The 21335-nt window shown below is 72.5% G+C and carries 15 protein-coding genes and 4 pseudogenes; 12 read left to right on the top strand and 7 right to left on the bottom strand.

From position 1 onward, the window contains the following. The first annotated feature begins 42 nt into the window (after positions 1-42). From FU792_RS19095 to FU792_RS03080, 6 genes and pseudogenes are all read left to right on the top strand, one after another. Positions 43-1463 (top strand): annotated as a pseudogene (locus tag FU792_RS19095) (aldehyde dehydrogenase family protein). A gap of 97 nt (positions 1464-1560) precedes the next feature. Continuing rightward, positions 1561-2526 (top strand): ABC transporter ATP-binding protein, encoded by a 966-nt coding sequence (locus FU792_RS03100; RefSeq protein WP_022924414.1) that lies wholly within the window; start codon positions 1561-1563, stop codon positions 2524-2526. Continuing rightward, a complete protein-coding gene (locus FU792_RS03095) occupies positions 2526-3362 on the top strand; it encodes an ABC transporter permease subunit (protein WP_022924415.1) in 837 nt (278 codons plus the stop codon). The genes FU792_RS03100 and FU792_RS03095 overlap by 1 nt, the downstream gene beginning before the upstream one ends. A gap of 191 nt (positions 3363-3553) precedes the next feature. Further along, positions 3554-7407, top strand: a pseudogene (locus tag FU792_RS03090) (multifunctional oxoglutarate decarboxylase/oxoglutarate dehydrogenase thiamine pyrophosphate-binding subunit/dihydrolipoyllysine-residue succinyltransferase subunit). Beyond that, complete coding sequence (locus FU792_RS03085; protein WP_022924417.1) at positions 7404-8456, top strand: GNAT family N-acetyltransferase; 1053 nt, start codon at positions 7404-7406, stop codon at positions 8454-8456. Before FU792_RS03090 ends, FU792_RS03085 begins: the two are co-directional and overlap by 4 nt. Next, positions 8453-9130: a GDSL-type esterase/lipase family protein gene (locus FU792_RS03080; protein WP_022924418.1), complete on the top strand. Its 678-nt coding sequence runs from the start codon at positions 8453-8455 to the stop codon at positions 9128-9130. The genes FU792_RS03085 and FU792_RS03080 overlap by 4 nt, the downstream gene beginning before the upstream one ends. Positions 9131-9146: 16 nt before the next feature. On the opposite strand, the gene pheA is transcribed toward FU792_RS03080, so the two are convergent. Together pheA and FU792_RS03070 are read right to left on the bottom strand one after the other, a co-directional pair. Beyond that, on the bottom strand, positions 9147-10055 hold the full coding sequence (gene pheA / locus FU792_RS03075; RefSeq protein ID WP_022924419.1) for a prephenate dehydratase: 909 nt from the start codon (positions 10053-10055) through the stop codon (positions 9147-9149). A gap of 28 nt (positions 10056-10083) precedes the next feature. Next, the gene (locus FU792_RS03070) at positions 10084-11583 is read right to left on the bottom strand and encodes a sugar transferase (RefSeq protein ID WP_202804728.1); all 1500 of its coding nucleotides are present in this window, start codon (positions 11581-11583) and stop codon (positions 10084-10086) included. Between FU792_RS03070 and FU792_RS19090 the strand changes: the two are divergent. Continuing rightward, positions 11491-11973: pseudogene (locus FU792_RS19090) on the top strand (S24 family peptidase); the annotation flags it as partial. The gene FU792_RS03070 and the pseudogene FU792_RS19090 overlap by 93 nt on opposite strands. Before the next feature lie 228 nt (positions 11974-12201). Here the strand turns inward: FU792_RS19090 and FU792_RS03060 are convergent. From FU792_RS03060 to FU792_RS03045, 4 genes are read right to left on the bottom strand one after another with little or no spacing between them, the layout of a single operon-like run. After that, positions 12202-12771, bottom strand: a complete 570-nt coding sequence (locus FU792_RS03060; RefSeq protein WP_028130912.1) for an arsenate reductase/protein-tyrosine-phosphatase family protein — start codon at positions 12769-12771, stop codon at positions 12202-12204. Further along, entirely contained in the window at positions 12768-13265 is a 498-nt protein-coding gene (tsaE, locus tag FU792_RS03055) for a tRNA (adenosine(37)-N6)-threonylcarbamoyltransferase complex ATPase subunit type 1 TsaE (RefSeq protein WP_022924422.1), read from the bottom strand. The genes FU792_RS03060 and tsaE overlap by 4 nt, the downstream gene beginning before the upstream one ends. Then, a complete protein-coding gene (alr, locus tag FU792_RS03050) occupies positions 13262-14428 on the bottom strand; it encodes an alanine racemase (protein WP_022924423.1) in 1167 nt (388 codons plus the stop codon). The genes tsaE and alr overlap by 4 nt, the downstream gene beginning before the upstream one ends. Further along, on the bottom strand, positions 14425-15600 hold the full coding sequence (locus FU792_RS03045; protein WP_084485110.1) for a 3-isopropylmalate dehydrogenase: 1176 nt from the start codon (positions 15598-15600) through the stop codon (positions 14425-14427). The genes alr and FU792_RS03045 overlap by 4 nt, the downstream gene beginning before the upstream one ends. Positions 15601-15643: 43 nt before the next feature. On the opposite strand from FU792_RS03045, the pseudogene leuC reads away from it, so the two are divergent. From leuC to leuA, 5 genes and pseudogenes are all read left to right on the top strand, one after another. Beyond that, positions 15644-17079: pseudogene (leuC, locus tag FU792_RS03040) on the top strand (3-isopropylmalate dehydratase large subunit). Beyond that, complete coding sequence (gene leuD, locus FU792_RS03035) at positions 17079-17678, top strand: 3-isopropylmalate dehydratase small subunit (protein WP_022924426.1); 600 nt, start codon at positions 17079-17081, stop codon at positions 17676-17678. Before leuC ends, leuD begins: the two are co-directional and overlap by 1 nt. 287 nt (positions 17679-17965) lie before the next feature. Further along, on the top strand, positions 17966-18112 hold the full coding sequence (locus FU792_RS17650; protein ID WP_238706034.1) for a hypothetical protein: 147 nt from the start codon (positions 17966-17968) through the stop codon (positions 18110-18112). Positions 18113-18364: 252 nt separating this feature from the next. After that, complete coding sequence (locus FU792_RS17645) at positions 18365-18979, top strand: TerC family protein (RefSeq protein ID WP_275100765.1); 615 nt, start codon at positions 18365-18367, stop codon at positions 18977-18979. 196 nt (positions 18980-19175) lie between these two features. After that, positions 19176-20858 carry a 2-isopropylmalate synthase gene (gene leuA, locus FU792_RS03025; protein WP_052327785.1) on the top strand — a complete coding sequence of 561 codons (1683 nt, stop codon included), beginning with the start codon at positions 19176-19178 and terminating at the stop codon, positions 20856-20858. Here the strand turns inward: leuA and FU792_RS17255 are convergent. Beyond that, positions 20839-21198, bottom strand: coding sequence for a helix-turn-helix domain-containing protein (locus tag FU792_RS17255; protein ID WP_022924429.1), 360 nt, complete (start codon positions 21196-21198; stop codon positions 20839-20841). The two genes, leuA and FU792_RS17255, sit on opposite strands and share 20 nt — an antisense overlap. Positions 21199-21335 lie beyond the last annotated feature (137 nt).

Raw genomic sequence — 21335 nt, 5'->3', positions numbered from 1 at the left:
GCCCGCTCGGGCCCACCCGGTCCGGGCCCTACCGTGACCGGTATGCCCACCGCGCTCCCCCTCGTCGACGGCACCGAGCTCTCGGTCGCGCAGACCTACGACAACATCGACCCCGCCGACGGCTCGGTCCTGGGGCAGGTCGCGCGGTCCGGTCCGGACGAGGTCGACCGGGCGGTGCGGGCCGCGGCGCGGGCCCAGCCGGCGTGGGCGGCGACCTCCCCCGAGCACCGCGCCGACGCTCTGACCCGCTGGGCCGCGCTGGTCGACCGCGACCGGGAGCAGCTGGCCCGCACCGAGTCCGAGGACACCGGCAAGCCGCTGTCCCAGGCCCGCGCCGACGCGACGGTGGCGGCGCGCTACCTGCGCTACTACGGCCGGGTCGTCGAGGCCTTCTACGGCGACGCGATCCCCCTGGGGCCGGAGCTGCACGCCTACACCCGGCGCGAGCCCTACGGCGTCGTGGGTAGCGTCGTCGCCTGGAACTACCCGCTGCAGCTGGCCTCCCGCTCCATGGCGGCTGCCGCCGCGACCGGCAACGCCGTCGTCCTCAAGCCCGCGGACGAGACGCCCCGGACCGCCCTCGCGCTCGCCGCGCTCGCGGCGGAGGCCGGCGTGCCGGACGGTGTCGTGGGCGTCGTGCCGGGGCTGGGCGCGGAGGCCGGGCCGCCCTCACCGCCCACCCGCAGGTGGCCCACCTGGGCTTCGTCGGCTCCACGGAGACCGGCCGCGCGGTCGCCCGGGCCGCCGCCGAGCGGGTGGTGCCGGCCGTGCTCGAGCTGGGCGGCAAGTCCGCCCACGTCGTCTTCGCCGACGCCGACCTCGAGGCGGCGGCCGACGCCATCACCCGCAGCATCCTGCAGAACGCCGGACAGACCTGCTCGGCCGGCTCCCGGCTCGTCGTCCACTCCTCGGTCCGGCGCGACCTCGTCGACGCCGTCGCCGAGCGCTTCCGCGCCACCACGCTGGGCCGCGGGCTGGACGACCCGGACCTCGGCCCGCTCGTCTCGCTGCGGCAGCAGGAGCGGGTCCGCGGCTACGTCGAGGGCGCCCGCAGCGGCGAGCTCGTCGTCGGCGGGTCGGCCCCGGACGGGGCGACGCAGGGCGCCTTCTGGCTCCCGACCCTCATCGACGGCGTCGACCCGCGCGAGCCCATCGCCCAGGAGGAGGTCTTCGGGCCGGTGCTGGTCACCACGCCCTTCGAGGACGAGGCGCAGGCGCTGGCGCTCGCGAACGGCACGGCATACGGGCTCATCGCGGCGCTGTGGACCCGCGACCTGTCCCGGGCGCACCGCCTCGCGGGAGCGCTGGAGGCCGGCCAGGTCTTCGTCAACACCTTCGGCGCCGGAGGCGGGGTGGAGCTGCCCTTCGGCGGGGTCAAGGCCTCGGGCTACGGCCGGGAGAAGGGGATCGAGGCGCTCGCCGGCTTCACCCGGACCAAGACCGTCGCGGTCCTGATCGACTGAGGGCCCGACCGACTCCGACTCAGGGAGGACGCGGGCCCGCCCGATATCCGACCGGGGTCTGATGCCCGACCTCCCCGCGCGCTGGTTGACTGCACGCATGACGACACCAGATGCGCAGCAGGCGCCAGGGACGGGGATCAGCGTCCGGGGACTGACCAAACGCTTCGGCAGCTTCACCGCCGTGGACGACCTGACCTTCGAGGTCGCCCCCGGGCGGGTGACCGGCTTCCTCGGACCCAACGGCGCCGGCAAGACGACGACCCTGCGGATGCTGCTCGGGCTGATCTCCCCCACGGCGGGTGAGGCGCTGATCGGCGGGCGGCGGTATGCCGACCTGCCGCGGCCGATGACCACGGTCGGGGCGGCCCTGGAGGCGACCGGGTTCCACCCCGGGCGCACCGGGCGCAACCACCTGCGGGTCCTCGCCGCGACGCACGGCATCCCCGACTCCCGGGTCGACGAGCTGCTCGACCTGGTCGGCATCCCGGCGGCCGCCCGCAAGAAGGCCGGTGGCTACTCGATGGGGATGCGCCAGCGGCTCGGTCTCGCGGCGGCGCTGCTCGGGGACCCCGACGTGCTGCTGCTCGACGAGCCGGCCAACGGCCTGGACCCCGAGGGCATCCGGTGGATGCGCGGCTTCATGCGCCACCTGGCCGCGGAGCAGGGCAAGACCGTGCTCGTCAGCTCCCACCTCCTCGGGGAGGTCGAGCAGACCGTCGAGGACGTCGTCATCATCGCCAACGGCCGGCTGGTGCGCCGCGGCACCATGGACGAGCTGCACGGCGAGCCGGCCGTGCTGGCGCGCACCGCCGATCCGGGTACCCTGGGCCACGCCCTGGAGCAGGCCGGGCTGCAGGTCGAGCTCGCGCCCGACCAGGGCGAGGGCGCGCTGCGGGTCCACACCGGCGACCTGACCGCCGTGGGCGACGTCGCGCTGGCGGCGGGGCAGCCGGTGCACGAGCTCAGACCGCTGCGGACCGACCTCGAGCGGCTCTTCCTGGAGCTGACCGAGTCGCCCGAGCACCGCAACCGCAACCGCTCGACCGGGACGGAGGCCGCCTGATGATGACGCTCGTGCGCGCCGAGCTGCGCAAGACCAGCACCACCCGCATCTCCTGGACCATGCCGGTGGCGATGTTCCTCGTCGGTGGTCTCTTCGCCGCGCTGCAGGGCTTCGCCCTCGTGAGCTTCGGCGAGATCCCGGGGCCGGACGGGCAGACGATCGCCCCGGTCGAGGCCTTCGGCGAGACCGCGATCGCGCGGCTCGTCTACACCGGCGGCTTCCAGTTCGGCTACCTGCTGGCCCTCGTCCTCGGCATCCTGTCGATGAGCGGGGAGTTCCGGCACCAGACGATCACCGGCACGCTGCTGAGCACCCCGCGGCGGGGCCGGCTCATCCTGGGCAAGCTGCTCGCCCTGGCGGTCGTCGTCACCCTCAACGGGCTGGCCTTCATCGCGGGCAGCCTCGTGGGCGGCGGGCTCATCCTGCTCTCCGGCGACGTCGCCCTCTTCCCCGACGCAGGCGGTCTGGTGCTGACGCTGCTGCGGCTGCTCCTCGTCCTCGTGCTCTGGGGCCTCATCGGGTTCGGGCTCGGCGTGCTCATCACCAACCAGGTCATAGCCCTCTTCGCGGGCATCGCCATCGCCCTGCTCGTCGAGCCGCTGCTGAGCTTCCTCATCCAGTTCCTCGACCCCGTGGCCGAGGCCGCGCGCTACTTCCCGAGCCAGGCCACGACGGCTGCCCTCGACCTGTATGCCGGGGTGGACGCCGAGGCCGCCGACATCTTCGGCGGCGGTGATCTGCTCACCTGGTGGGTGGCCGCGCTGGTGCTGCTCGGCTACGCGCTGGTCATGACGGTGATCGGGTGGGTCGTCACCACCCGTCGCGACGTCGCCTGACGCGCCCGCGCCGCCCTCGGACCACCTCCTGCGTTTCCGTGACGCAGGAGATAGGCTGAGGGCGGCGCGTGCGCTTGTCGGCGCGCGTGCGGCAGTCCCCGGACGTGAGATGAGGCGCAGACCCCGTGGCCAACCCGCAGAGCAGCGACACCACCGTCGACTTCGGAGCCAACGAGTGGCTCGTGGAGGACATGCGGGAGCAGTTCGACCAGGATCCAGCGTCGGTCGACCCGGCCTGGCGTCGGTACTTCGAGAACGGCTCGTCGGCGAGCAACGGCTCCGCCCCGCAGGCCGCGGCGCCCTCGCCCTCCAGCACCGCTGACCGTGACGGCGCAGCCGCGCCGCGGACAGCGCCCGCCAGCGGTCCCAAGGTCGCCCCTGCCCCGCCCCGCGAGGCGAGTCAGAAGCAGGCCTCCGACGCGCCGGCGCCCCAGGAGAAGACGTCGGCGAAGGAGAGCGCGGCGACGCAGTCCTCCGACACGACCACCCCGCAGCAGAGCAGCGCGGGCACGGCCCAGACGAAGACGACGCAGGAGAAGAAGGACGAGAAGCCGGCGTCGGCAAAGGACGCGCAGTCGTCCGAGACGTCCGGCACGAAGGAGAAGGCGGCGAAGGCACCGATGGCTCGCGAGGCCCCGGCCCCGAAGAAGAGCGGCCCGCAGGAGGACGTCACCCTCGTCCCGCTGCGCGGGGCGGCGGCGCGGGTGGTGTCCAACATGGACAGCTCGCTGGAGGTCCGACCGCCACGAGCGCGCGCAACCTGCCCGCCAAGCTGCTCATCGACAACCGCACGGTCATCAACAACCACCTCGCGCGCAGCCGCGGCGGCAAGGTCAGCTTCACCCACCTCATCGGCTACGCCATGGTCCGGGCGCTGAAGTCGATGCCGGCGATGAACAACGGCTTCTCCGTGGAGAACGGCAAGCCGACCCTCGTCGAGCCCGCGCACGTCAACCTCGGCCTGGCCATCGACGTGCCCAAGTCCGACGGCACCCGCCAGCTGCTCGTGCCGAGCATCAAGAGCGCGGAGGCGATGAGCTTCTACGACTTCTGGAGCGCCTACGAGAACGTCGTGCGCAAGGCGCGCGACGGCAAGCTCACCATCGAGGACTTCCAGGGCACGACGATCAGCCTCACCAACCCCGGCGGCATCGGCACGCTGCACTCCGTGCCCCGGCTCATGAAGGGGCAGGGCGCCATCATCGGCGTCGGGTCGCTGGACTACCCCGCGGAGTGGCAGGGCGCGGCGAGCGAGCGGATCGTCGCCAACGCCGTGAGCAAGATCCTCACCCTGACCTCGACCTACGACCACCGCATCATCCAGGGTGCGCAGTCCGGTGAGTTCCTCAAGATCATGCACCAGCTCCTGCTGGGGCAGGACGGCTTCTACGACGACATCTTCACCTCGTTGCGGATCCCCTACGAGCCGATCCGCTGGAACCCCGACATCGCGGCCACGCACGACGACGACATCTCCAAGCCGAGCCGCATCCAGGAGCTCATCCACGCCTACCGGGTCCGCGGCCACCTCATGGCCGACACCGACCCGCTGGAGTACCGCCAGCGCCGCCACCCGGACCTGGCGATCGAGAACCACGGGCTCACGCTCTGGGACCTGGACCGCGAGGTGCCGACCGGCGGCTTCGGCGGCAAGCCGCGGCTCAGCCTGCGGCGCATCCTGGGCATCCTGCGCGACACCTACTGCCGCACCGTCGGCGTGGAGTACATGCACATCCAGGACCCCGACCAGCGCCGGTGGTTCCAGAAGAAGCTCGAGGTGCCCTTCGAGAAGCCGGCTCCGGCCGAGCAGCTGCGGATCCTGCGCCGACTCAACGCGGCGGAGGCCTTCGAGACCTTCCTGCAGACCAAGTTCGTCGGTCAGAAGCGGTTCAGCCTCGAGGGTGGCGAGTCGGTGATCGCGCTGCTCGACAAGGTGCTCAACCGCGCCGCGGACGACGGGCTGACCGAGGTGACGATCGGTATGCCCCACCGCGGCCGCCTCAATGTGCTCGCCAACCTCGCCGGCAAGTCCTACGGCCAGATCTTCCGCGAGTTCGAGGGCAAGCAGTCCCCCGGCTCGGTGCAGGGCTCCGGTGACGTGAAGTACCACCTCGGCACCGAGGGCGAGTTCACCACCGAGGACGGCAAGACCACCCGGGTCTACCTCGCGGCCAACCCCTCCCACCTGGAGGCGGTCAACCCCGTCCTGGAGGGCATCACCCGGGCCAAGCAGGACCGCCTCAGCCGGGGGACCGGCGCGGACCCCAGCACGGTGATGCCGGTGCTCATGCACGGGGACGCCGCCTTCGCCGGCCAGGGCGTGGTGCTGGAGACGATGCAGATGTCCCAGCTCCCGGCATACCGGACCGGTGGGACCCTGCACGTGGTCATCAACAACCAGGTCGGGTTCACCACGGCGCCGCAGCACTCCCGCTCCTCGGTCTACTGCACCGACCTCGCGCGGACCGTGCAGGCCCCGATCTTCCACGTCAACGGGGACGACCCCGAGGCCGTGGTGCGGGTCGCGGAGCTGGCCTACGAGTTCCGCCAGGAGTTCGGCATCGACGTCGTGATCGACCTCGTCTGCTACCGCCGCCGGGGCCACAACGAGGGCGACGACCCCTCGATGACCCAGCCGTTGATGTACGACCTCATCGAGGCCAAGCGCTCGGTCCGCAAGCTCTACACCGAGTCGCTCATCGGTCGTGGCGACATCACGGTCGACGAGGCCGAGGCGGCGCTGCGCGACTACCAGAAGCAGCTCGAGAACGTCTTCACCGAGACCAAGAAGGCGCTCAAGGAGGACGAGGGCGGCGGGGGCCTGGAGCGCCCGCACGCGCAGGACGAGGGCGACCAGGCGGCACCGCAGCGCCCGACCGCGATCGAGAAGAGCACGGTCGAGGCCATCGGCGACGCCTTCGGCAGCCCACCGGAGGGCTTCACGGTCCACCCCAAGCTGGCCAAGCTGCTGACCTCGCGCCAGGAGATGACCCGCGAGGGTGGGATCGACTGGGGCATGGCCGAGCTGCTGGCCTTCGGCTCCCTGGTCCTGGACGGGACGCCGGTCCGGCTCGCCGGGCAGGACAGCCGCCGCGGCACCTTCGTGCAGCGGCACGCCGTCCTCACCGCCAACGACACCGCCTCGACCTGGACACCGCTGCACTCCCTCGCGGAGGACCAGGCCACCTTCGAGGTCTACGACTCGCTGCTCTCGGAGTTCGCGGCCATGGGCTTCGAGTACGGCTACTCGGTGGAGAAGACCGACGCCCTGGTGCTGTGGGAGGCGCAGTTCGGCGACTTCGTCAACGGCGCACAGGTCGTCGTCGACGAGTTCATCAGCACCTCGGAGCAGAAGTGGGACCAGCGCAGCTCGGTGGTCCTGCTGCTGCCGCACGGCTACGAGGGTCAGGGGCCGGACCACTCCTCGGCCCGGATCGAGCGCTTCCTGCAGCAGTGCGCCGAGGACAACATGAAGGTGGCCTACCCCTCCACCCCGGCGTCCTACTTCCACCTGCTGCGCGCCCACTCGATGGCACGGCCGCGGCGCCCGCTCATCGTCTTCACCCCGAAGGCGATGCTGCGGCTCAAGGCCGCCGCCAGCTCGGTGCAGGACTTCACCGAGGGCACCTTCGAGCCGGTGCTGCCCGACCGCGTGGAGCTGGACAAGAGCAAGGTCGAGCGGGTGCTGCTCGCCTCGAGCAAGCTCGTCTACGACCTCGAGGACGAGCGCACCAAGCGCGAGGACGAGCGGACCGCGATCCTGCGGGTGGAGCAGCTCTACCCGGTGCCCGGCAAGCAGCTCGCCGATCTCACCTCGCAGTACCCCGAGGCCGAGCTGGTGTGGGTGCAGAACGAGCCGAAGAACCAGGGCGCCTGGCCGTTCATGGCGCTCAACCTGACCGAGGCGCTGCAGCAGCACGGCGAGGACCGCCCGCTGCGCGTCGTCAGCCGCCCGGCCTCGGCCTCCCCGGCCACCGGGTCGGCCAAGGTGCACGCCGTCGAGCAGGCAGCCCTGCACGACGAGGCCTTCTCCGGTCGCGCATGAGCGGGACCGCCACCGGCCCCGTCGCTCTCCCGGACGGCCTGACGGCGTCGACCCCGGGCGAGGAGGATCTCGACGACCTGGTGCGGCTGCTCCGGCGGCACGAGCGCGAGGCCCGCGGCTGGCCGGGCGCGCAGAGCGACACCGTCCGGGCCGAGGTCAGCGGACGCGGGGCGAGCACGCACCGGCACGAGATGGTCCGGGATGCCCAAGGAGATGCGTGCGCGTGGCTGAGCCTGCACGACCGCGCCGCCGGTCGTGTGCTCGTCGGGGTCACCCTCGACCCTGACCTGCCGGACGAGGAGGCCGACCCGCTCGCCTATTGGGCCTTCGCCCGGGTCGAGGAGCTCGGCCGGGAGCTGCTCGCGGAGCGCGGCATGGACCGCACCCAGCTGGACTCCGGGGCCTTCGCGGACGACGAGCGGCAGCAGCGCTGGCTGCGTGCAGCGGGCTACGACCACGTCCGGGACTGGTGGCAGATGACCCGCCCCGTGGACCCGGACGAGGACGCCGGGTCACCGGAGCTGCGCGAGGGGGTCCGGATCCATCGCGTGCGCCAGGACGACGGGGTGGGTATGCCGGACGAGGAGGATCTGCGCGCGGTGCACCTCGTCCTGGAGCAGTCCTTCGCCGACCACTTCAACTCCTACCGCGAGACCTTCGAGGAGTTCGTCGCCCGGCTGCGCGAGGACCCGGGCCACCGGTGGGACCACTGGTGGCTGGCCACCGTCGACGGTGAACCAGCCGGTGCGGTGGTGGCCTCGATCAGCCGCGGCAGCATCGACGCGCGGGGCACGGCGAGCCCGGACAGCTCCTACATCGACTACATCGGCGTCCACCGCCGCGCGCGAGGCCGTGGCGTGGCCAAGGGTCTGCTGCGCACGGTGATCGCCGACGCGGCCGCCCGTGGTCGTGCCTCGGTCGGGCTGGAGGTCGACGCCGACTCCCCCACGGGTGCCGACGGGCTCTACCGCTCACTGGGCTGGGAGACGAAGTACGTCACCCAGTCGTGGCACCGTGCCCTGACCCACGACGAGGAAGGTGAGCAGTGAGCAGCGCCGAGCGCGAGGGCCGGGTGGAGCTGGAATACACCCCCAGCGCCGACTTCCAGGTCGCGGACGGCCCGCGGGACGTCGGTCTGTGCTTCGTCGGCGACGGTTTCGTGGCCGGCTACGGCGACCCGCGCGCGCTCGGCTGGGTCAACCGTGTCGTGGGCCGCACCGACCTCAGCGGCACCGCGGAGGGGGGGTCGCTCACCAGCTACAACCTCGGGGTGCGCGGGTCGAGCTCGGCGGACGTCATGAACCGCTGGCGCGCGGAGTGCCCGCCCCGCTGGGCCGGACGCTCCGAGCGTCGCCTCGTCATCGGGGTCGGGGCCGAGGACGTCGCCCAGGGGGTGACGACGGCTCGCTCCCGCCTCAACCTGGCGAACGTGCTGGACGAGGCCAGCTCGACGGGCATCGCCACCTTCGTCGTCGGCCCGACGCCCACGCTGGACGCCGAGGTCAACGCGAAGCTGCAGGTGCTCGCGGACGCGCTCGCCGACGTCTGCGCCCGCCGCGGCGTGCCCTACGTCGACTGCTTCGCCCCCCTGCTCAGCCACGACCAGTGGCAGTCCGACCTCGCCGCCGGCGACACCGTGCACCCCGGCCAGGCGGGCTACGGCCTCATGGCCTGGCTCGTCCTCAACGGCGGCTGGACCCGCTGGCTCCAGCTGGACCGCTGAGCGGCGCCGGACCGGGTCACAGGCTCTCGAGCCACTCCCGCGCCTCGCGGTACGCCTGCTCGTCCGCGTGCAAGGGCACCGCGGGCAGCCGGCCGTCTGCGCGGGGGTAGGAGCCGAGGAAGCGCACGTCCCGGCACGTGCGCCGCAGCCCCAGCAGCGCCTCGCTCATCCGTGCCTCGGACAGGTGCGCGTCGGCGTCGATCCAGAAGCAGTACTCCCCCAGCCCTTCCCCGGTCGGGCGGGACTCCAGCCGGGTCAGGTCGATCCCCCGGACGGCGAACTGCTCCAGCAGCTCGAGGAGCGCGCCCGGCCGGTTCTGCCAGATGAGGGCGACGAGGGTGGTGCGGTCCGCCCCGGTCGGCGGGGGCACCGGTGCGTCACGGCGCAGCAGGACGAACCGGGTCAGGGCGCCGTCCCGGTCGGCGATCCGCCGGGCGAGGGGGGTGAGCCCGTAGGCCGCCCCTGCCTCGGGCGAGGCGATCGCGGCGTCGTAGCGCCCCTCGGCCACCGCCTGCGCGGCGCGCGCGGTCGAGGACTCCTGGACGAGCTCGGCCCGCGGCAGGTGCTGCGCCAACCAGTCCCTGGTCTGGGCCGCCGCGTGCGGGTGCGTGGCCACGACGTCGACCTGGCCGAGGGTGGTGCTGCCGCGGGCCAGGAGGTCGAACTGCACCTCGACGAGGATCTCCTCGCAGATCCGCACCCGGGCGTCCTCGAGGAGGGCCTGGAGGGTGGCGGGCACGGACCCCTCCACCGAGTTCTCGAAGGGGACCACCGCCGCCTCGGCGTCGCCCTCGCGCAGCGCGGCGATCGCGGCCGGAACGGTGGGCGCCGGCCACGCCTCGTGAGCTCGACCGACGTCCCACTGGCGCACGGCCTGCTCGGTGAAGGTGCCGGCCGGGCCGAGATAGGCGACGCGGGATCTCACCCGGGCACCCTAGCCGAGGCGGGCTCGCTCAGTAGGCGCCGCTCTCGGAGCCAAGCACGACCCGCGCGGTGCGCCACATGATCATGCCGTCGAGGAGAGGGCTCCAGTTCTCCACGTAGTAGAGGTCGAGGCGCACCGCCTCCTCCCAGGAGAGGTCGCTGCGGCCGCTGATCTGCCACAGGCCGGTCATGCCGGGCCGCACCAGCAGACGGCGGTGCGTGTCACGGGCATACTCGGCGACCTCGCGCGGCAGCGGCGGACGGGGTCCGACCAGGCTCATCTCGCCGCGCAGCACGTTGAGCAGCTGGGGCAGCTCGTCCAGGGAGTAGCGCCGGATGAAGGCGCCCACGCGGGTGACCCGCGGGTCACGCTGCATCTTGAACATCGGGCCGGCGCCCTCGTTGGAGTCTCTCAGCTCGGCGAGCCGGGCCTCGGCGTCCATGACCATGCTGCGGAACTTGAACATCGAGAAGCTGCGACCGTCCTGGCCGATGCGCTCCTGACAGAAGAGCACCGGGCCGCGGTCCTCGAGCTTGACCGCCAGCGCCACGGCGAGCATGACCGGCAGCAGGACCAGCGTGACCGCCAGGGCCATGAGCCGGTCCATGACGTTCTTGAGCACCCGCTCGGGACCGACGAAGCGCGGGGCCTCGACGTGGATGAGCGGCAGGCCCTGCACCGGGCGGGTGAGCACGCGGGGACCGGCGACGTCCATGATGCCGGGGGCGACGACGAGGTCGATGTCGGTGGACTCCAGCGCCCACCCGAGCTGACGCAGCCCGGTGGTCCCGAGGCCGGCCGAGGAGGAGACCGCCACGACGTCGACGTGGTGGTCCAGGGCCTGGAGCAGCACGTCCGACTCCGGGCCGAGCACCGGCACGCCCTGCACCGTTCCCTCGGCGTCGTCGACACAGGCGCCCAGGACGTTGTAGCCGGCGTCCGGGCTGCGGCGCAGCGCGGTGACGAGCCCGGCGACGTGGTTCGCGTCACCGACGAGGATGACGCGGTCGGACAGCTGCCCGCTCTTGCGACGGGCCACCAGCCAGCGCCGGGCGCCCCAGCGGCCGGCGAGCAGCATCAACGTCCCCAGCGGGAAGGCCACGATCACGAAGCCACGGGCGATCTCGAGCCGGAAGGCGAAGCCGACGATGGCGACGGCGGCGAAGACCCAGGTGGAGGCGGCGAAGACCTGGCGGTACTCCTGCACCCCGTGGCCCACGGTGCGGCCGTCGTAGGCCCGCTGGACGTGGAGGGCGAGCACCCAGACGAGCACCAGGGTGAAGGCGATGTAGCCGTAGCCGATGCCGGAGACCCGCTGCATGGACTCGTCCAGCCCGAAGCGGGTCACGTAGGCGGCCAGGACCGCCACGGTGATGAGCACGAGGTCGAGCACCTTGAGGGTGCTGAGGTAGGGCGCGAGGTAGCGCCGGGCACGGTGCGGCGTCTTGCGACCGCCGCTCGGTCGGTCGACCATCCCCTGGAGCGAGTCCGGGATGACGAAGGGGTAGCTGGCGTCGACAGTTCTCATCGACGTCCCCGACGCCTCACGTGCTGCGGTGCCTGCGATCACGGTCACGGCAATTCCCATCCTGTCCCTGCGGTATGCGGCCGATCCCCTATCAGCCTGACCTTACTAAATCTTTACCTACCTCTCAGTAAAGCACCCACCCACGATGGCGTCTACCCCACACGCAGAAAAAATGTCCGTTCCTCGGACATCTCGTGCTCATCCCATCGTCGACCCGATGTCACCCCTGGGTCGCTCGCTACCCTACCGCGTGTGAGTGACACGTGGGGACACCCCGGCGCGGTGGGGGTGGCGCGCGTGACCGGATCCTCGATGCTGCCGATCCTGGCGCCCGGTGACCGGCTGCTGGTCCGCCACGGCGGCCGGCCGCGTCCTGGCTCCGTCGTCGTGGTCCGACTGCCGCCGGACCACGCCGGCAGTCCCCGGCCCCTGGCGGTCAAGCGGCTGGCGGGCATCCGTCACGACGGAGCGCTCTGGGTGCTCTCCGACGGGCACGGCACCGACTCCCGCGAGCTGGGGCACCTCGAACCGCAGGCCCTCGTCGCCGTCGCGCTGCTCCGGCTGCCCCGCCGGCGCCCGCGCCGCTGGCCCCGGCTGCTGTGCCCGGACCCTCCCGGCTCAGCGGGCGAGACCGCGGGCGAGGAGCGGCCTGAGCTCCACCACCTGGGCCCGGAGCCGGTCGTAGACCGCGTCCGGCTGCCGGTAGGGATCGACCAGACCTTCGCCGGCCGGGCGGGTCGCGGCACCCTGGGCGGCCCGGGCCGCCGTGCACAGCTCGGCCAGAGCCGTGGCCGGCTCCTCCCACGTCGGGAGGTCCTCGTCCGGCACGGCCGCGACCAGCCCGGCGAACTCCTGCGCGGTGAAGGTCCGCCGCAGCGCACGGGGGTCCAGCTGGACGACCTGCGAGCGGTGCGTCGGCGTCGCGGCGAGGACGAGAGCGGCGTCGGACACCAGCTCGGCGGTGAGCCGCCGGGCCACGAACCCGGTCGGGTCGCCACCCAGCCCAACGAGGATCTCGGCCGACCGCTCGTCCATGGGCGCGCCGACGAGCGCCCCGGTCCCGGCGGAGCGGACGGCGACGCGTCCGGGTCCGTGCGCGCCGTCGACGTCGCGCTGGAGCATCCGCTCCAGCAGCGGGGAGCGGCACACGTTGCCGGTGCATACCGTGAGGATCGTCGGTGCGCTCATCGCTCCTGCCCCACCTCGGCGAGTCCGTCGGCCCAGCGCTCCCCCACCCCGCGCAGCACCGCGACGCGCTCCTGCTCCTCCTCGTCCTCGCTCCCGGAGCGCTGCAGCAGCACCTCGAGCCGCTGCGCGGCCAGGCTCTCGGCCAGCCCCTCGCCCCACTCGACCACCGTCACCGACTCCTCCAGCGAGGCGTCCAGGTCGAGGTCGTCCAGCTCGGCGCCGCCGGAGAGCCGGTAGGCGTCGACGTGCACGAGGTCCGGCCCCCCGGTCACCGACGGGTGCACCCGGGCGATGACGAAGGTCGGCGAGGTGATCGGGCCCCGGACGCCCAGACCCTCGGCCAGCCCCTGGGTGAAGGTCGTCTTCCCCGCCCCGAGGTCACCGGTGAGCACCACCAGGTCGCCCTCGCGGAGCACCGCGCCCAGCTCGCGCCCGAGGTCCCGGGTGTCCTGCGCCATCGGCAGCGTCCACCGCCGTTCGTGCTCCGGGGTCATCTGGCGATCACCCCGACGTGCTCGCGCGGCACCCTGGACCCCAGACGGCTGACGATCTCGTAGCTGATGGTCCCCGCGGCGTCGGCCCACTCCTGCGCGGTGGGCTCCCCGTCGTCCCCCGGACCGAAGAGCACCACCTCCTCGCCGTCGTCGACGTCCAGGTCGCCGACGTCCACGACGAACTGGTCCATGCACACGCGGCCGGAGACGGAGAACCGTTGCCCGCGCACCTGGACCGGACCGGCGCCGGAGGCGTGACGAGGTATGCCGTCGGCATACCCGATCGGGACGTCGAGGACGGTGGTCTCGCGCGACGGGGCGTAGGCGTGCCCGTAGGAGACCCCCTGGCCGGCGGGCAGCCGCTTGGCGAGCACGGAGCGCGCGACGACCCGCATCGCCGGCCGGAGCCCGAAGTCCTGCGCCGAGCCCACCTCGGGCACCGGCGTCAGCCCGTAGACGGCGAGGCCGGGGCGCACCATGTCCCAGGCGGCCCCCGGGGTGGTCAGGGTCGCCGCGGAGTTGCTCAGGTGCCGGACCTCGAGGCGCAGCCCCGCCTCCTCCGCCACGGCGACGGCCCGGGCGAAGGTCTCCTGCTGCCCCCGGACCGTGGGGTGGGAGGGCGCGTCGGCGTGCGCGAAGTGGCTGAAGACACCGCGCACCCGCAGCACGCCCTCTGCCTGGAGCGCAGCGGCGTGCGCCACCAGGTCGGACCAGTCCGTGTCCGGGCCCGACCGGAGCGGCAGGGCATAGGCGCCGTTGCGCCCCAGGCCGGTGTCGGCCTTGAGCTGGACGACGGCCACCCGGTCCTGCTCCCGGGCCGCCGCTGCCACGGCGTCCAGCGTCCAGCGGGCCGAGGCGGCGACCTCCACGCCCTCACGGACCAGCGGGCCCAGATCGGTCCCCGGTGCGGTGAGCCAGCACAGCACGGGCGCCTCCACCCCGGCGGCGCGCAGCGCGAGGGCCTCGTAGGGCTGGGCGACGCCCAGCGCCGCCGCGCCCCCGGCCAGCGCCGCCCGGGCGCTCGGGACCAGCCCGTGGCCGTAGGCGTCGGCCTTGACGACGGCCATGACCTCCGCCGAGCCCGCGCGCTCCCGCAGGACCCCCACGTTGTGCGCGATGGCGTCCAGGTCGACGACCGCCCGGGCGGGGTAGAGGTCGTTCACGCAGTCCTCACCCGGGCCAGCTGGCCCATGAGGCTGCCCGGGACCGGGCTCGTGCTCCCCTCGGCGACCGCTGCGGCGATCCGCGCACCGAGCTCTCCGGTGCTCGCGCCCATCGCCTCCCCGGCCAGCGCCGGCAGCTGCCCCAGCACGGCGGCGGTGGCGCCCTCCACCGTGGCGGCGGCCTCGCCCTCGCCGAGCTCGCCCAGCAGGAGCGCGAGCGAGAGGCAGGCGCCCGCCGGGTTGGCCCAGCCCCGACCGGCGATGTCCGGCGCCGACCCGTGGATGGGCTCGAACATGCTCGTGCCGGTCCCCTCCAGGTTGAGATTGCCGCTGGCGGCGACCCCCAGGCCGCCCTGTACGACCGCGCCCAGGTCGGTGACGATGTCGCCGAAGAGGTTGTCGGTGACGACGACGTCGAAGCGCTCGGGGCTCACCGGCAGGTGCATGCACATCGCGTCGACGTGGACGTAGTCGGTCTCCACGTCGGGGAAGCGCTGCCCGACCTCCTCCATGACGTCAAGCCACAGCGACCCGGCCTCGACCAGCACGTTGGTCTTGTGGCACAGCGTGACCCGCCCGCGCCGCACCGAGGCCAGCCGGTAGGCGAACTCGACGGCGCGCTCGACGGCATACCAGGTGTTGACCGACTCCTGCACCGCGGTGCGGGCCGGGGTGCCGCGGTGCACGGTGCTGCCCTGCGCGACGTAGGCGCCCTCGGTGTTCTCCCGCACGATGACCAGGTCGCAGCGCTGCGGCTCCAGACCGGCGATCGGGGTCGGGACGCCGGGGTAGAGCCGGACCGGGCGCAGGTTGACCGCCTGCCGCATGGCTCCGCGCAGCGCGAGGATGATGCCCCGCTCCAGGATGCCGGGACGCACCTTCGGGCTGCCGATCGCGCCGAAGAGGATGGCGTCGTGCTCGCGCAGCTGCGCGACGGTGTCCTCGGTGAGCAGCTCGCCGGTCTCGAGGTAGTGCTCGGCGCCCAGGGGGACGACGGTGCGCTCGGTCGTGAAACCGAAACGCTGATGTGCGGCGTCGAGGACCTCCAGCGCGGCGGCGGTCACCTCCGGGCCGACACCGTCTCCCGGCAGCACGGCGAGGGAATGGGAGCGGGTGGGCACAGGCGACCTCCGTGACGTGGCGTCAACGACTGGGCTTACAGTTGAGCGCATTGTCTCTCACCCACCACCACGGCGACATGGAAGGGGTCGGACCGTGTCCGAACGAACTGGACGGACCCTGGCCGAGAAGCTCTGGGAGCAGCACGTGGTGCGCTCCGTCGAGGGCGAGCCGGACCTGCTCTACATCGACCTGCACCTCGTGCACGAGGTGACGAGCCCGCAGGCCTTCGACGGGCTGCGCGAGAAGGGCCGCCCGGTCCGGCGCCCGGACCTCACGCTGGCGACCGAGGACCACAACGTCCCCACCACGCTCGGCCCGGTGACGGACCTGACCTCCCGCACGCAGCTCGACGCGCTCCGCACCAACTGCGAGGAGTTCGGCATCGTGCACCACGAGCGGGGCCGGCTGGGGCAGGGCATCGTGCACGTCATCGGCCCCGAGCTGGGGCTGACGCAACCCGGGATGACCATCGTGTGCGGCGACAGCCACACCTCGACGCACGGCGCCTTCGGGGCCCTCGCCTTCGGCATCGGGACCTCGGAGGTGGAGCACGTGCTGGCCACCCAGACGCTGCCGCTGCGGCCGTTCCGCACGATGGCGATCACGGTCGAGGGCTCGCTGCCCGACGGCGTGGGCGCCAAGGACATCATCCTCGCGGTCATCAACCGGATCGGCACCGGTGGCGGGCAGGGCTACGTGCTGGAGTACCGCGGACCGGCGATCGAGGCCTTGTCGATGGAGGGCCGGATGACCATCTGCAACATGTCGATCGAGGCGGGGGCCCGGGCCGGCATGATCGCCCCGGACCAGACGACCTTCGACTACGTGCAGGGTCGCCCGCACGCACCGACCGGAGCAGACTGGGACGCCGCGGTGGAGGCCTGGCGCGCGCTGCGCACCGACGACGACGCGGTCTTCGACGCCGAGGTCGTCATCGACGGCAGCAGCCTGAGCCCCTACGTCACCTGGGGCACCAACCCGGCGCAGTCGGTGCAGCTCGGTCAGGCGGTGCCGGACCCGGCCGACGCCGGTGACGAGGACGCCCAGGACACCGCGCGCCGGGCCCTGGCCTACATGGGGCTGGAGGCCGGAACCCCCATGCGGGAGATCGCCGTGGACGCGGTCTTCCTCGGCTCCTGCACCAACGGGCGGATCGAGGACCTCCGGCTGGCCGCCGACGTCCTGCGGGGCCGCACCGTCGCCCCCGGGGTGCGGGTGCTCGTCGTGCCGGGGTCGCACGCGGTGCGGCAGCAGGCCGAGGCCGAGGGGCTGGACCAGGTCTTCGTCGACGCGGGGGCCGAGTGGCGGCTCGCCGGGTGCTCCATGTGCCTCGGCATGAACCCCGACCAGCTCTCCCCGGAGGAACGCTGCGCCTCGACCTCCAACCGCAACTTCGAGGGTCGTCAGGGAGCACGCGGGCGGACCCATCTCGTGTCGCCCGCGGTCGCGGCGGCCACCGCCGTCCGCGGCACGCTCTCCGGCCGGCCGACCTGAGCCCTGCCGGCACGACCCAGGGAGCACTGGTCTGATGGAGCCGTTCACCACGCATACCGGGATCGGCGTGCCGCTGCGGCGCTCCGACGTCGACACCGACCAGATCATCCCCGCGCACTGGCTCAAGCAGGTCTCGCGCACCGGCTTCGAGAAGGGCCTGTTCTCGCGCTGGCGCGAGGACCCCTCCTTCGTCCTCAACACCGAGCCGTACGCGCGGGGCTCTGTCCTCGTCGCCGGTCCCAACTTCGGCACCGGGTCCAGCCGCGAGCACGCCGTGTGGGCGCTGCAGCAGTACGGCTTCCGCGCGGTGCTCTCCAGCCGGTTCGCCGACATCTTCCGCGGCAACTCGGGCAAACAAGGCCTGCTCACGGCGCAGCTGGACCAGGGCGACATCGAGCTCATCTGGAAGCAGCTCGAGGCCGAGCCCGGCACCGAGATCACCGTCGACCTGCCGGGCCGCGGCGTCGTCTGCGGCGACATCACCGCGCCCTTCCAGGTGGACGACTACGTCGCGTGGCGGCTGGAGAACGGCCTGGACGACATCTCCCTGACCCTGGGCCACGAGGACGACATCGCGGCGTTCGAGCGCGGCCGTCCCTCCTGGAAGCCGACGGTCACCTCGGCCGTGGACTGACCCCGAGCGGCGGGGGCACCTTCTCGGCAGGCGGCGCACGGCAGGGGCGCCGTCGCGGCGCGCGGCAGGGGCGCCGTCGCGGCGCGCGGCAGGGACAGGCGGCATACGGCAGACGAGGCGCCACGTTGACACCCGGCCCCGGCCGTTCCTATCGTGGGCCCTTCGAGGGGAGTATTTCCCGAACGTCGCGTCGGCCACTACGCGGGGCCCGAGCCCCGCTCGGCGCGCGCCCTGGTGCCAGGGTGAAAGAGACCTCGATCCGCGCGTCGTGATCGAGAGGACCCTTCGTGACGTTCCTGCCCCTGGCCCCGGCCGAGACCACCTCCACCAGCAGCATCGCCGACCCGGTGCTGTGGGCCATCACCTTCGGCGGGGTGGTCCTGCTGCTGGCCTTCGACATGGTCCTGACCCGGGGCCGCACGCGGTGTCGATGAAGGAGGCGCTGGCCTGGTCGGTCTTCTACCTCGCGCTGCCGCTGCTCTTCGGGCTCTGGATCTGGCAGCGTTTCGGCAGCCAGACCGGGCTGGAGTACTACACCGGCTACCTCGTCGAGAAGTCGCTGTCGGTCGACAACCTCTTCGTCTTCATCCTCATCCTGAGCGCCTTCGCCGTGCCCCGCGAGCTGCAGCAGCGGTGCTGCTCATCGGCATCATCGGCGCGCTGGTCCTGCGTGGCATCTTCATCGCCTGGCGCAGCCTCATCTCGCCAACTTCGCCGTCACCTTCCTCGTCTTCGGTCTCATCCTGCTGGCGACCGCCTGGAAGGTGCTCAAGGACGCCCGGACGGACAGCCACGTGGAGGTGGCCAAGCTGCCTGCCGTCCGCCTCACCCGTCGCTTCTTCGCCGTCACCGACGACTACCGGGGCACCCGCTTCACCGTGCGGGAGGGCGGCCGCCGGGCGCTCACCCCCTTCGCGCTGGTCGCCCTGGCGATCCTCGGCACCGACGTCGTCTTCGCCGTCGACTCCGTGCCCGCGGTCTACGGCATCACCGGTGACCCCTACCTGGTCTTCGCCACCAACGCCTTCGCCCTGCTCGGCCTGCGCGCCCTCTACTTCGTGCTCGAGGGGGCGCTGGGGCAGCTGCGCCACCTGGGCTACGGCCTGTCGCTCATCCTGGCCTTCATCGGCGTCAAGCTCGTGCTGCACTGGGCGCACGGCGTCTGGGAGGGCGTGCCGACCGTCCCCACCCTGGCCTCGCTGCTGGTCATCGTCGGCATCCTCGCGGTCACCGTCCTCACCAGCGTGGTTGCGGAGCGGCGCGACGCGCGGTCCCGGGTTGACGCGACGTCATCGTCATGAGCTAGAGTCGCAGGCGATGACTCACCTGCTCCTCCTCGGCTGCCGCAGCGAGACCTCCTAGGTCCGGCCCTCGCTGCGGAGTCGCTGCTGCCACGGACACCAGCCCACCAGCCCCCAGCGAGGAGATCCTCTCGTGAGCGTCATCACCACCGACACCTCTGCGGTGCACCACCCCAACCCCCAGCAGCCCAGCGGCATGCCGATCGACCGGTATGCCCCCTTCCCGGCGGTCGACCTGCCGGACCGCACCTGGCCGAGCCGCACCATCACCGAGGCACCACGGTGGTGCGCGGTCGACCTGCGTGACGGCAACCAGGCGCTCATCGACCCGATGACCCCGGACCGGAAGCGCCGCATGTTCGAGCTCCTCGTGCGGATGGGATACAAGGAGATCGAGGTCGGTTTCCCGGCCGCCAGCCAGACCGACTTCGACTTCGTCCGCATGCTCATCGAGGAGGACCTGATCCCCGACGACGTGGTGATCCAGGTCCTGACCCAGGCCCGGGAGCACCTCATCGAGCGCACCTACGAGGCCATCGCCGGCGCCCGGCAGGCCATCGTCCACCTCTACAACTCGACGTCCACGCTGCAGCGGCGGGTCGTCTTCGGCGCGAGCGAGGACGAGATCGTCGATATCGCCGTGCGCGGTGCGCGCGCCTGCAAGAAGTACGAGGAGCAGCTGCCTCCGGGCACGGACGTCTTCTACGAGTACTCCCCCGAGTCCTACACGGGCACCGAGCTGGAGTTCGCCGCCCGCGTCTGCAACGCCGTGATGGAGGTCTTCGTCCCGACGGCGCAGGCCCCGGTCATCATCAACCTGCCGGCGACGGTGGAGATGGCCACGCCCAACGTGTATGCCGACTCCATCGAGTGGATGAGCCGCCACCTGGACCACCGGGAGCACGTGATCCTGTCGCTGCACCCCCACAACGACCGTGGGACCGGCGTGGCCGCTGCCGAGCTGGGATACCTGGCGGGCGCCGACCGGATCGAGGGCTGCCTGTTCGGCAACGGTGAGCGCACCGGCAACGTCTGCCTGGTGACCCTGGGTATGAACCTGTTCAGCCAGGGCGTCGACCCGATGATCGACTTCTCCGACATCGACGAGATCCGGCGCACCGTGGAGCACTGCAACCAGCTGCCCGTGCCCGAGCGGCACCCCTACGGCGGCGACCTCGTCTTCACCGCCTTCTCCGGCAGCCACCAGGACGCGATCAAGAAGGGCCTGGAGGCGATGGAGCGGGACGCCTCCGCCGCTGGTGCCGAGGTCGACGCGTTCCGGTGGGAGGTGCCCTACCTGCCCGTCGACCCCAAGGACATCGGGCGCACCTACGAGGCCGTGATCCGGGTCAACAGCCAGTCCGGCAAGGGTGGCGTGGCCTACGTCATGAAGACCGAGCGCAAGCTCGACCTGCCCCGGCGCCTGCAGATCGAGTTCAGCCAGGCGGTCCAGCGGCACACCGACACCGAGGGCGGGGAGATGACCCCCACGCAGATCTGGGAGTCCTTCCAGCACGAATACCTCGAGCAGGACGGGCCGATCGTCCTGCACGACTTCACCAGCTCGCACGTGGAGGGTGACGCCGACGACGTCCGGCTCGAGGCGAGCGTCACGGTCGACGGCCAGGACCGGCAGATCTCCGGGCACGGCAACGGCCCCATCTCGGCCTTCGTGGACGGCATGAACGCCCTGGGCCACGACATCCGGGTGCTCGACTACGCCGAGCATGCCCTCTCCGCCGGGGAGGACGCGCTCGCCGCCGCCTACGTCGAGTGCGCTGTCGGCGGCGAGGTGAGGTGGGGCGTGGGCATCAACTCCTCCACCGTGCGGGCCTCGCTGCACGCGGTCTGCAGCGCGCTCAACCGGCCGCAGGCGTAGCCGCGGGTCCGGCGAAGGTGCGGCGGTATCGCTGCGGTGAGGTGCCGAGCTCGAGGCGCATCCGGTGCCGCAGCGCGGCTGCCGTGCCGAAGCCGGCCTCCTCGGCGACGCGGTCGACCGGGAGGTCGCTGCCCTCCAGCAGCTCCAGCGCGCGCTGCAGCCGCGTCCGCACGAGCCACTGGTGCGGCGACAACCCCGTCTCGGCGCGGAAGCGACGACCGAAGGTGCGCTCGCTCATCCCGGAGCGGGCGACGAGGTCGTCCACCCGCACCGCCTGACGCGGGTGGGCCCGGGCCCACTCCCGGGTGGCCGCGGTCGACTGCTCGGCGCGCGGCGGCACGCCCCAGCGCGGCCAGGACGAAGGCGCCGGTGCAGATGGAGACCAGCCGCGTCCCTGGTCGCACCCGCGCCCAGGCGGCAGCCAGCTCCGGCCCCACCTCGCCGCGCTCGCGCGCCGGTGCGTAGCGCGTGCCGGGG

Origin of the sequence: Serinicoccus marinus DSM 15273, assembly GCF_008386315.1 — a bacterium.
GTDB lineage: Bacteria > Actinomycetota > Actinomycetes > Actinomycetales > Dermatophilaceae > Ornithinicoccus > Ornithinicoccus marinus.
Note: the sequence above shows the minus strand (reverse complement) of the source record. Positions and strands in the feature narration are given on the sequence as shown.

What these genes read in the sequence shown, in the direction of transcription:
- tsaE (WP_022924422.1), bottom strand. Translation starts at nt 13,265, where the DNA reads ATGACCCCGGAGCACGAACGGCGGTGGACGCTGCCGATGGCGCAGGAC.
- FU792_RS03070 (WP_202804728.1), bottom strand. Translation starts at nt 11,583, where the DNA reads ATGAGAACTGTCGACGCCAGCTACCCCTTCGTCATCCCGGACTCGCTC.
- FU792_RS03100 (WP_022924414.1), top strand. Translation starts at nt 1,561, where the DNA reads ATGACGACACCAGATGCGCAGCAGGCGCCAGGGACGGGGATCAGCGTC.
- FU792_RS03095 (WP_022924415.1), top strand. Translation starts at nt 2,526, where the DNA reads ATGATGACGCTCGTGCGCGCCGAGCTGCGCAAGACCAGCACCACCCGC.
- FU792_RS03085 (WP_022924417.1), top strand. Translation starts at nt 7,404, where the DNA reads ATGAGCGGGACCGCCACCGGCCCCGTCGCTCTCCCGGACGGCCTGACG.
- leuA (WP_052327785.1), top strand. Translation starts at nt 19,176, where the DNA reads ATGCCGATCGACCGGTATGCCCCCTTCCCGGCGGTCGACCTGCCGGAC.
- FU792_RS03060 (WP_028130912.1), bottom strand. Translation starts at nt 12,771, where the DNA reads ATGAGCGCACCGACGATCCTCACGGTATGCACCGGCAACGTGTGCCGC.
- leuD (WP_022924426.1), top strand. Translation starts at nt 17,079, where the DNA reads ATGGAGCCGTTCACCACGCATACCGGGATCGGCGTGCCGCTGCGGCGC.
- FU792_RS03045 (WP_084485110.1), bottom strand. Translation starts at nt 15,600, where the DNA reads ATGCGCTCAACTGTAAGCCCAGTCGTTGACGCCACGTCACGGAGGTCG.